Annotated in this window: 11 protein-coding genes and 1 riboswitch; of the genes, 6 read left to right on the top strand and 5 right to left on the bottom strand. The window is 65.1% G+C overall.

Annotation, left to right across the window (positions count from 1 at the left end; translation table 11 throughout):
* Nucleotides 1–71: 71 nt before the first annotated feature.
* From O7A61_RS17680 to O7A61_RS17700, 5 genes are all read right to left on the bottom strand, one after another.
* Nucleotides 72–1,121, bottom strand: coding sequence for a FecCD family ABC transporter permease (locus tag O7A61_RS17680; RefSeq protein WP_337130889.1), 1,050 nt, complete (start codon nt 1,119–1,121; stop codon nt 72–74).
* Nucleotides 1,121–2,068, bottom strand: coding sequence for an ABC transporter substrate-binding protein (locus tag O7A61_RS17685; RefSeq protein WP_337130890.1), 948 nt, complete (start codon nt 2,066–2,068; stop codon nt 1,121–1,123). The genes O7A61_RS17680 and O7A61_RS17685 overlap by 1 nt, the downstream gene beginning before the upstream one ends.
* Nucleotides 2,069–2,114: 46 nt before the next feature.
* The gene (locus O7A61_RS17690) at nt 2,115–2,903 is read right to left on the bottom strand and encodes an ABC transporter ATP-binding protein (RefSeq protein WP_337130891.1); all 789 of its coding nucleotides are present in this window, start codon (nt 2,901–2,903) and stop codon (nt 2,115–2,117) included.
* Complete coding sequence (locus tag O7A61_RS17695) at nt 2,900–3,277, bottom strand: DUF1636 family protein (RefSeq protein WP_337130892.1); 378 nt, start codon at nt 3,275–3,277, stop codon at nt 2,900–2,902. Before O7A61_RS17695 ends, O7A61_RS17690 begins: the two co-directional genes overlap by 4 nt.
* 126 nt (nt 3,278–3,403) lie before the next feature.
* A riboswitch (cobalamin riboswitch) is annotated at nt 3,404–3,611 on the bottom strand.
* Nucleotides 3,612–3,673: 62 nt separating this feature from the next.
* The gene (locus O7A61_RS17700) at nt 3,674–4,699 is read right to left on the bottom strand and encodes a LacI family DNA-binding transcriptional regulator (RefSeq protein WP_337130893.1); all 1,026 of its coding nucleotides are present in this window, start codon (nt 4,697–4,699) and stop codon (nt 3,674–3,676) included.
* 191 nt (nt 4,700–4,890) lie between these two features.
* On the opposite strand from O7A61_RS17700, the gene O7A61_RS17705 reads away from it, so the two are divergent.
* The 6 genes from O7A61_RS17705 to O7A61_RS17730 form a co-directional block, all read left to right on the top strand.
* On the top strand, nt 4,891–5,922 hold the full coding sequence (locus O7A61_RS17705) for a Gfo/Idh/MocA family protein (RefSeq protein ID WP_337130894.1): 1,032 nt from the start codon (nt 4,891–4,893) through the stop codon (nt 5,920–5,922).
* Nucleotides 5,919–6,827 (top strand): sugar phosphate isomerase/epimerase family protein, encoded by a 909-nt coding sequence (locus O7A61_RS17710; protein WP_337130895.1) that lies wholly within the window; start codon nt 5,919–5,921, stop codon nt 6,825–6,827. The genes O7A61_RS17705 and O7A61_RS17710 overlap by 4 nt, the downstream gene beginning before the upstream one ends.
* A gap of 97 nt (nt 6,828–6,924) precedes the next feature.
* Nucleotides 6,925–7,938 (top strand): substrate-binding domain-containing protein, encoded by a 1,014-nt coding sequence (locus O7A61_RS17715; RefSeq protein WP_337130896.1) that lies wholly within the window; start codon nt 6,925–6,927, stop codon nt 7,936–7,938.
* An 86-nt stretch (nt 7,939–8,024) separates the two neighbouring features.
* Entirely contained in the window at nt 8,025–8,822 is a 798-nt protein-coding gene (locus tag O7A61_RS17720) for an ATP-binding cassette domain-containing protein (RefSeq protein ID WP_337130897.1), read from the top strand.
* Nucleotides 8,819–9,871 carry an ABC transporter permease gene (locus O7A61_RS17725; RefSeq protein ID WP_337109063.1) on the top strand — a complete coding sequence of 351 codons (1,053 nt, stop codon included), beginning with the start codon at nt 8,819–8,821 and terminating at the stop codon, nt 9,869–9,871. Before O7A61_RS17720 ends, O7A61_RS17725 begins: the two co-directional genes overlap by 4 nt.
* Nucleotides 9,872–10,040: 169 nt before the next feature.
* The coding region (locus tag O7A61_RS17730; protein WP_337130898.1) for an AraC family transcriptional regulator at nt 10,041–10,223 on the top strand (183 nt) is incomplete at its 3' end.

Genomic DNA, 10,223 nt, shown 5'->3' on the forward strand with positions numbered 1-10,223 from the left:
CGATCCTGGTTAGCGACAGGTGAACGCGTGCCCGTGCGCAACAACGCCCGGAAGGCAACAAGGCGCCGTCTTCAAAGGCGGTTTCGGACAACCATGGTGACAACAAAGAATGCGCCGAGCGAGCTGGTGATGATGCCGATCGGCAGTTCCTGCGGCGGCAGCAGGGTCCGGGCCAGAAGATCGCTTGCCAGCAGGAGCACCGCCCCGAACAGCGCGCAGCTTGCGATCAAGCGCAGATGCAGGGAACCGGCCAGCGGCCGCGACAGATGCGGGATCATCAATCCGACAAAGCCGATGACACCGGCGACCGAGACGAGGATTGCCGTCGAGAAGGCGGCCACGAGAAATGTCGTCCTGCGCATGCGGGCCACCGGCACGCCGAGGCTTTCGGCAGCGCTTTCGCCGGCCAGGAAAGCGTCCAGCTTGCGGTGGTTCCACAGCCCGTAGGCCGCGATCGTGCCAGCGCCCACCGCACCCAGCCACACATTGTCCCAGCGCGCCAGCCCGAGCCCGCCCATGGTCCAGAACAGCACCGAATGGGCCGCGCGCTGGTCGCCGGCAAAAACCAGATAATTGGTCAAGGCCGTGAACATGAAGGAGACGGCAAGGCCAGCGAGGATCAGCCGCTCCGGACCTTGCCCCCTCACCCGCGCCACCAGCAAAAGCACGATGGAAGCGGCGAGTATGCCGCCGGTGAACGCAGCCACAGGCAAGGTCCAGATGCCGAAACTGTCGCCGAGGACGGTGATGACGGAAACCGCGCCGGCAGCGGCTCCCGACGACAGGCCGAACAGGAAGGGGTCGGCAAGGTCGTTGCGGGTCACCGTCTGCAAAAGCGCGCCGACGATGCCCAGCCCGCCGCCGACACAGATCGCCAGGATCGTGCGCGGCAGCCGCAGGTCGACGACGATCCTGCCGACCGGACCCGATATCTGAGGTTCATCCAGCCCGATGGAACGGCCAAGGGCGGCGACGACATCGGCTAGAGGTATCAGCGTCGAGCCGTAGGCGATCGACAGCAGCGCCAGCGCGACGAGCGCCACCGCGCCCGCCGTCATGGCCAGCGTGAAGCCCTTGTGCCCGGAAAGCGCGCCGGATTTGTGCTCCCGGGCGAGAGCCATCAGAACGCTTCCGGATGCATCGCCCTGGCGATCTTGCCGATGGCGTCGATGTTCGCCGGTCCTGGCGTCAGCTCGGCGTAACGAAGCGCCACGAAGCGCTCGTTCCTGACTGCGTCCGTCTCTTTCATCGCCGGGTGCGCCTTCAGGAAATCGAGCAGTTTCCTGTAACCGCCGCCGTCCTGATAATCGAGCAGGATGAGGAATTGCGGATTGCGCGCCGCCACCGTCTCCCAGTCCGTGTTGCCCCAGCTCGTGTCCATGTCGGCCATGATGTTGTCGCCGCCGGCCGCCGATATCATGGCGCTGGGGATGGCGAACTTTCCCGCGGTAAACGGCTTGTCCTCGCCGGAATCGTAAAGGAACACGCGTGTTCCCTTGGCGCTGCCGACCTTGGCGATGATATCGGCGAGTTGCGCCTTCCAGCCGGAGACAAGCTTCTCCGCTTCTGCTTCCTTGCCGAAGATCTTGCCCAGCTTTTCGATGTCGCCATAGAGCAGGTCCATGGAGGCGGCCGGGCGGCTCCTGTCGAGATGGACGCAGCTTTCGGTCAGCACCAGCGTCTTGATGCCGTGCGGAGCGAGCGTGTCGGGGGTCACGTCACCGCCAGGCTTCATGCCGTAGCACCAGCCGGCGAAGAAGAAGTCGGGCTCGACGGCGAGGAGGTTCTCCAGCGTCGGATATTTCGGTGCCAGTTCGGGAATGGAACCCTGCTCTGCCTTGAAGTCGGGGCCGACTTTATACCATCCGGTGATACCGGTCAGGCCGACAATAGACGGCTGCAGCTTCAGCGCGAAGGCCATCTCGGCCATGTTGAGATCATGGATGACGGCGCGCTTTGGCGGCGCGTCGAAGGTCAGCGGCTTGCCGCAGCTGTCGACGGTCACGGGGAAGGCAAAGGCCGTCGAGGCCAGCAACGAGAAGACGAGGGACAGGGCGAGGCGTTTCACGGACTTTGCTCCTTGGTTGAACCGTGTCGGATAAGGATGGATTTGATCAGGACGGCGGTGCGGCGCGGTTCGGAAGCTCGAACACCGTCAGTTCGCGGTCCTCGGTGGGATGGCGCAGGCGAAACACGTCGATGCCGAAAATCTCGCGGATCAGCTGCTGCGTCAGCGCCTCGTGCGGCGGCGCCAGCGCATGCAGCCGAGCCTCGTTCATCACCGCCACCTTGGTGGCGAAGGGTGCCACCAGCGTCAGATCGTGCAGCACCGCGATCACGGTCATGCCGAAGCCGGCCACCAGTTCGAGCAGTTCCGCGCGGGCGCGCGGATCGAGGTGGTTGGTCGGCTCGTCGAGGAATAGGATTTTGGGCTTCTGCGCGATGGCGCGTGCAAGCTGGGCGCGTTGGCGTTCGCCACCAGACAGCGAGCCGATGGTCCGGCCGAGCAGCGGCAACAGGCCGGTCCGCCGCAGCGCATCCACGACAATGTCGCGTTCCTCGCCGCGGCGCCTCAGGCCGGCATGCGGGACGCGGCCAAGCTCGACATAATCGATCACCGCCAGCCGTGGGTCCGGCTGGTCTGTCTGGCCCACGACGGCGATATGCAGGGCCCGCTCGGCGGGTGAAATCCTGTCCAGGCGTCGCCCGCCAAGCTTCACCTCCCCCGAGCTTGGCCTGAGCATGCCGGACAACATGCGCAGCAGCGTGGTCTTGCCGGCGCCGTTGGGGCCAATGATGGCGAGGCGGTCGCCTGACGTCACCGACAGGCTGACCGCATGGACCAGATGCCGGCCATTCGCCATCGCGCCCAAGTCGCGCGCATCGAGAAGCGGCGCTGTCACCGATTGCCATCCGCCAGCTTGCCGGGTCCCGGGATGCGGGCCAGCGTCTTGCCGGCTAGGCGCGGCGGACGTTGTCCGGAATTGCACCAGCCGTCGGGAAGCGAGGCGTAAAGCCTGGCAAACCGCACGAGATCGGCAGCGTCGGCCTGCGCATCGACCGACCCGAAGAGATAGGCGGCCTTGCCAGGCGCCTGGAAAGCCACCACCAGGGGACGCGCGCAACCCGCCATGCAAGCCACGCCCTCGACCGTGAAACCAAGCGCCACGTCAGGCTGGGCCGAGAGGCGGGAGCGCAACTCGGTGCACAAACCTTCGCCCGACCTGACGCCGGTCGGCACGTCGCGGCAAAGGGTGCACACGATGATCTGGTGCATGGGTCCGGGGTGAATATGATCGATTGCGCCGTCCAACTTCCCGTCACTTTCAAAACTGGCGACGGAAGGATGTTGGTCGACCGGCCGACAAGACCGATGTCCACGTTTCCTCCCGGCACACCCCGTCCGGTCAACTCAGTGATGGCAGGTCTCCTGGCTCACGGGTCTCTGCGCAATCCTGCCTTCCCAGCCTTGCCGGCCAGTGGCGTTCCGGATCTTGCTCGCCGCTTACAGTTGCGGGGGCAGCCGCGGCCTCGACCCAAAATCGGATCTCACCGCGTTCCCTTTTCACCCCTCGCCTTTCGGCTCGGGGACCATCACGAGTCGCAGCCTAGGCCGCGCGCGGCGGCGAGGCAAGCCGATCGTTTGTTTTGTTATAACAGAACCAACAAATGGTCAATCGCTGTCGCGGGCGATCAGTTCCAGCGGCCAGACCTCCCTGATGGTCTCTGGCCCGGCGGCCCCCGCAAAACCCGGCAGCGACGCCAGCAGCATTTCGGCGAGCCGCCGTCCCATGGGCTGCAGCGCCGGGCGGAAAGCGGTCAACGCCGGCGAGAAATAGCGGCAGAGCGGCGTATCGACGATGACGGTCACCGCCATGTCGTGACCCGGTTTGATGCCCATCTCGGCCAGCGCCTTGCAGCCCCCAAGCGCCATTGCGTCATTGTTGAAGATGATGGCGGTCGGCGGGTCCTTGCGCCGCATCACCTGCGGTGTCACTTCGTAGCCACCGGCCTCGTTGATGAAGCCGCCGGCAATCAGGCCGGGATCGACGGCGATGCCATGCCGGCGCAAGGCCTTGCGGTAGCCGTCGAGGAACAGATAGCCGAAATTCAGATCGAGCGACGGGCGGATGGCGGCGATCCGGCGATGGCCGCGCGCCACCAGCCGATCGACCGCGTCGGCGCCTGCTTTTTCGAAATCGAGATCGAGCGAGGGGTAGGCCTTGTCGCCGGAGCGGCTGCGGCCGAGCGTGGCGAAGGGGAAGCCGGCCTGGGTCAGATAGTCGATGCGCTCGTCCTCGCGCCGCGTCCAGGCCAGCACAACCGCATCGGCACGGCGCGTCTCGACGACACGCCGCAGGCGCTCCTGCTGATAGTCGCCCGGCGCGCCCATCACCACGATGAGATCCAGCCCGCTTTCGGCGAGCCGGCCCTGCAATCCAGTCAGGAACGGAATGAAGAACGGCTCGCCGTATTCCTGGTCGCCCGGATGCGGCTGCAGCATGAATGCGATCGAGTGGGTAGCGCCTTGCCTGAGACTGCGGCCGGACTGGTTCGGCGAATAGTTGAGAGCCCTGGCCGCCTCGAGAACGCGCTGGCGCGTGTGGGCATTGACGTCGGCGCGGCCGTTGAGGGCGCGCGACACCGTGCCGATCGAAATGTTCAGGTGACGGGCAAGGTCGTGAATGCTGGACGCCAAGTGACTCTCCCCCTTGCTTGGCTAGCACCGGTGGCCGCCCTGGCCAAGGCGCAACGACGATTTTCATGGGCGGCCGATTGACATTCTACGCCTTCGGGTGTGTTCTCGTAAACGTTTACGGAAAAACGTTTACGGTCACGTCGTGAACGCCGGGACGATCGGCCTGGAGGGGCCGAGAGGAGGAGCGCTGGATGATCGACGCCGTTCTGGTCGGCTGCGGAGCGATGAGCAAGGCCTGGCTCGATGCCGCGCGGCAAATCGACGGGCTCGCCATTGTCGGCCTTGTCGATCTCGATGCCGACAGGGCGAAGGCCAGGGCTCGCGAATACGACCTTGGTGGTGCCGTCACCGGCACCAGTCTCGACGCCGTGCTCGACCAGACCCGACCGCAAGCGGTCTTCGATGTGGTGGTTCCCGCCGCCCGGCGCGACGTTGCGTTTTCCGCCTTTGCCCATCATTGCCATCTGCTGACGGAAAAGCCGCTCGCCGATAGCCCGGAGAATGCCCGCGCCATCGTCCAGGCCGCCCGCCAGGCCGGGCGCATCCATGCTGTCGTCCAGAACCGCCGCTATGTCACCAATGTCAGGCGCATCCGGAGATTTCTGGACTCCGGCGCCATCGGCAAGCCGACCAGCATCCACGCCGACTTTTTCGTCGCACCACATTTCGGCGGTTTTCGCGAGGAGATGGCCCATGTGCTGCTGCTCGACATGGCGATCCACACATTCGACGCCGCCCGCTACATGGTCAATGGCGAGCCGGCCGGCGTGCATTGCCAGGAATGGGAACCGGCCAATTCCTGGTACCGACAGGGCTCGTCGGCCAGCGCGGTCTTCGATCTCGGCGACGGCAAGGTCTTCACCTATGCGGGCAGCTGGTGCGCGGCCGGCTTCCGCACCAGTTGGGAGGGCAGCTGGCGCGTCGTCGCCGAGCGCGGCAGCCTGATCTGGGACGGCCATGACGGGTTGAAGGCGGAAGTGGTGGTGCCGGGCCGCGACGGCATGTTCGACAAAATTCAGCCAATCGAGGTGCCCGCGCTCGATCCCGCCTGCCGCGTCGACGGCCATCTCGGTATCATCAGGGATTTCATGCGCGCCATCGAGACCGGCACCGAGCCGGAAACGCGCGGCGCCGACAACATCAAGAGCCTGGCCATGGTCTTTGGCGCCATCGAGAGCGCCGAAACCGGACGCCGCGTGATGATCGCAAAGGAGGCACAATGATGCCAAACCCGCTCCTCGACATCAGGATCGGCACCATGGTGCGGGCCAACCTCGACGACCCGGCCGCCTATATCAAGGCAATCCTGCCGCTCGGCTTCGAGAGCATCCAGCCCTTCTTCTGGCAGACACTGGGCGGCAAGGACCTGCCCCGGCTGGCGGGCCAGATCCGCGAGGCGATCGGCGATGCCGATGTCACGGTGTCGTCGCTCGGCGTGTTCGGCAATCCGCTGGAGGGCGGCGATGTCGACCGTAGCGTGCTCCAGGCCTGGGAGACGGTCATCGACAATGCGCATTTGTTCGGCGCCTCGATGGTCTGCGGCTTTACCGGCCGGCTCCGCGGCAAGCCGCTGACAGACAGCCTGCCGCGCTTTCGCGAGGTGTGGGGGCCGCTGGCCAGGCGCGCCGCCGACAAGGGCGTTCGCATCGCCTTCGAGAACTGTGCGATGGACGGCAACTGGGCTGCTGGTGACTGGAACATCGCCCACAATCCGGACGCCTGGGAGCTGATGTTCAACGAGTTGCCTGACGACAATCTCGGCCTCGAATGGGAGCCTTGCCACCAGCTCGTCTATCTGATCGATCCGATGCCGCAGATCCGCAAATGGGCGCCGCGCATCTTCCACGTCCATGGCAAGGACGCGACGGTGCGCTGGGACGTCATTCGCGAGCACGGCGTGTTCGGCCGGCTGTCGTTCGTACAGATGCGCACACCAGGCTTCGGCGACAGTGACTGGACGCGGGTGATCAGCGAATTGCGGCTGGCCGGCTACAAGGGCGCGATCGACATCGAAGGCTGGCACGACCCGGTCTATCGCGGCGACCTCGAGATAACGGGGCAGGCACGCGCGCTGGAGTATCTCAAGCTATGCCGGGGAGGTGCGAGCTACCTGCCAAATCCGGCGTGAGGACCGGTCGGCGGGAGGAGCCGGCCGCAAGTGGTACTGCCAAAGCAATCGTTCAAAGGCCCCTCGGCTGACGAGGGAAACAATGGGAGGAACGTGCATGAGCATCGCGATCAGAACGACACTTCTGCGGACGACCGTGGTGGCGGCCGCCACGGCGCTTACCGCCGCAATCTCCACCTTGCCGGCGCAGGCGCTCGACGGCCAATGGTGCAAGGACGTCCACATCCGCTTCTTCGTTGGCGGCGCCGAGGGCGACGCCTTCGGCACCATCGTCTACAATGGCGCCAAGCAGGCCGCGGCCGATCTCGGGCCCAAGGTCGACTACATCTTCTCCCAGTGGGACGCGGAGAAGATGGTGCAGCAATTGCGCGAAGCGGTCGCGGTCAAGCCCCAGGGCATCGCCATGATGGGCCATCCGGGCGACGCCGCGATCATGCCACTCGCCGAAGAGGCGCATAAGGACGGTATCAAGATGATGTACCAGAACGTCCCGGTGCCGAAGGTGACGGCGGCGTTCGGTGGCGGCTATGTCGGCGCGCAGCAGGAACAGCAGGGCCGCGCGCTCGGCGCCGAAGCGCTCAAGCTCGGCAAGCTCAAGGCCGGCGACAAGGCAATCATGATCGGCCCGTTCGAGAACGAGAACCGCGGCGCGCGCGAGCGCGGCACCGTGGCGGCGCTGAAGGAAGCGGGCGTCGAGGTCATCCAGCTGTCCTCGCCGCCAAGCGGCGAATGGGCTTCCGACCCTAACCTCGCCATTCCGGTGATCACGGCGGCGCTTCTCAATCACCCGGATATCAAGGCGGTGGGCTATCCCGGCGGACAGATGCTCGGCAATGTCCCCACCTACATGCAGGCGGCGGGCCGCAAGCCTGGCGATATCTTCAACTTCGGTTTCGACACCAGCCCGCAGATCGTCGAGGGCTTCAAGGGCGGCTGGGTGCAACTGACGGCCGACCAGCAGCCATTCCTGCAGGGCTATCTGCCGATCCTCAGCCTGTGCCAGCAAGTGGTGCTGGGTCTGGCGCCGATGAATGTCGACACCGGCGCCGGTTTCGTCACGCCCGAAAATTACGAGATCGTCGCAGAACTCGCCAAGCAGGCGCTGCGCTGACCTCCCAAGCCGCCGGCCGGGATCAGGCCCCGGCCGGCGGGACCGCTGGCGAGAAAGCTGGTGCGAGACAATCAAGCGAGGACCCGATGGCCGAACGTCTCATAGAACTGCGCGATATCGCTAAGTCCTACGGCCACGTCTATGCGTTGGGCGGGGTCAATCTCAGCGTCGACCGCGGCGAGGTGGTCGGCCTCATCGGCGACAACGGCGCCGGCAAGTCGACGCTGATCAAAATCCTATCCGGCGTGGTCAAGCCGACGAGCGGAGAGATTCTCATCCGCAGCAAGCCGGTGACCGGATGGAATGCGGCACGTTCGCGAGAGGCCGGCATCGAGACGGTGTTCCAGGACCGGGCGCTGGCCGTGCAGCAGACGATCGTGCGCAACATCTTCATGGGCCGCGAACTCACCGGTTTTCTCGGCTGGCTGAAGGTCAGCAAGGAAATCGAAGAGGCAAGTCGGCTGATGCGCGAGATCGGCTTCACCTCGAAAGTATTCACGCCGCACTCGATCGTCGGCCAGCTGTCGGGCGGCGAACGCCAGGGCGTGGCGATCGCGCGCGCCATCTACAAGCAGGCGGAATTGATCGTCCTCGACGAGCCGACGACGGCGCTGTCGCTGACCGAGACCGCCAAGGTCTTCCACTTCGTGCGCCAGGTGCGGGCGAGCGGCCGCTCGATCCTGTTCATCGGCCACAACATCCACCACGTTTTCGACATCGCCGACCGTTTCGTGGTGCTCGACCGCGGCAAGGTTGCGCTCACCGCCGACCGCAGCGAAATCAAGTCGGCCGAAGACCTCATCAACTTCATGGAAGACGTCGCGCATCCGGGCGGGTTGGCCGGACTGCACGACACCGGCGACGCGGAGCAGAGAGCACGATGAGCAAGACCATGGAGCCCGATCTGCACGAGCCGTCGGCCGGCATTTCCCGCCAAGGCAGTTCCCAAAACGAGTGGAAGCACCCGTCCGATCATTGGCTGCGCGGCTTCGTCCTCGACAATCGGGCGTCGCTTGGCACGCTCGCCGTGTTCATCGTCATGATGGCGGTCTTCATGATCGCCAACCCGACGGTCTTCACAACCTGGTATCTCTACAGCGCCGTGCTCACCACGCTTCCCGTGGCGCTGTTCGTGGTCGTGCCGCTGGTCTTCGTCGTCACCTGCGGCGAAATCGACCTGTCGTTTCCCGCGACGATGGGTTTTGCCTCCTGGGTCTTCGCGCTGGTGGTGCAGGCCGGCTACGATCCGTTCCTCGGCATTGCGGCAGCGCTGGTCACCGGCACGCTGCTCGGCTTCCTCGTCGGGTCGCTGGTAGTGTATGGAGGGCTGTCGTCGCTGATCGCCACGCTTGGCATGAATTTCCTGCTGCGCGGACTGATCCAGATCATCAATGAGGGCAGATCGACTTCGCTGACCAGCCTTGCCGACAGCTGGGCCTACAGGATCTTCTCCAGCCAGTTCCTGGGCATCCCGGTGCAGATCTTCTGGGCCATCGCCTTCGTCGTGCTGTCGGCGATGCTCTACAACCGCCACCGCTTCGGCGCGCAGGTGAAGGTGGTCGGTGACAATCCCGACAGTGCCCAGCAGATGGGCATCGACGTCAAGCGCGTGCGGGTGAAGGTGTTCGTCTTCGTCGGCATCGGGGCCGCGATCGCTGGCACGTTCTCCGTAATGATCAACTTCACCTGGTGGCCAACCGCTGGCGACGGTTATCTCTTGCCGGTGCTGGCTTCGGTGTTCGTCGGCGGCACGCCGACCTGGGGTGGCATCGGCACCGTGGCCGGCGGCGCGATCGGCGCCGTCACGGTGTCGTTTATCCAAACCGGTGTCGTGGCGGCTGGCCTGAGCGGCTTCTACGTCCAGTTCTTCAACGGGCTGATCATCATCCTTTCTCTGCTTGGCCACAAATGGAACCAGGCGCGCTACCGCTGAACCAGTCGGCCCTTTAACGGCAATTTGCGGCCCATCCGAGCCACCAACAGACGACAGGCCGCGCGGACGAGACCGCGCGGCCCGATCGCCCATTTGCGCCATGCGCAATTTCGATCAAACTGGCCGGGCAACGAGGCGCCAGAGTGAGGACGCCACATGCGAGGAACACATGAACCCGACCGAGAAAGCGCTATGGTTTGTCGAAAGCCATCTGCCGGAAGCTGTTACGCTCGACGACGTCGCCCAAAGCAGCGGCGTATCGCGCTTTCATGTGACGCGCGCCTTCGGCGCCGCCACCGGCCGCTCCGTCATGGGTTACATGCGCTCGCGCCGGCTGACCGAGGCGGCGCGC

The organism is Mesorhizobium sp. Cs1321R2N1, assembly GCF_037179725.1.
Taxonomy (GTDB): domain Bacteria; phylum Pseudomonadota; class Alphaproteobacteria; order Rhizobiales; family Rhizobiaceae; genus Mesorhizobium; species Mesorhizobium salmacidum.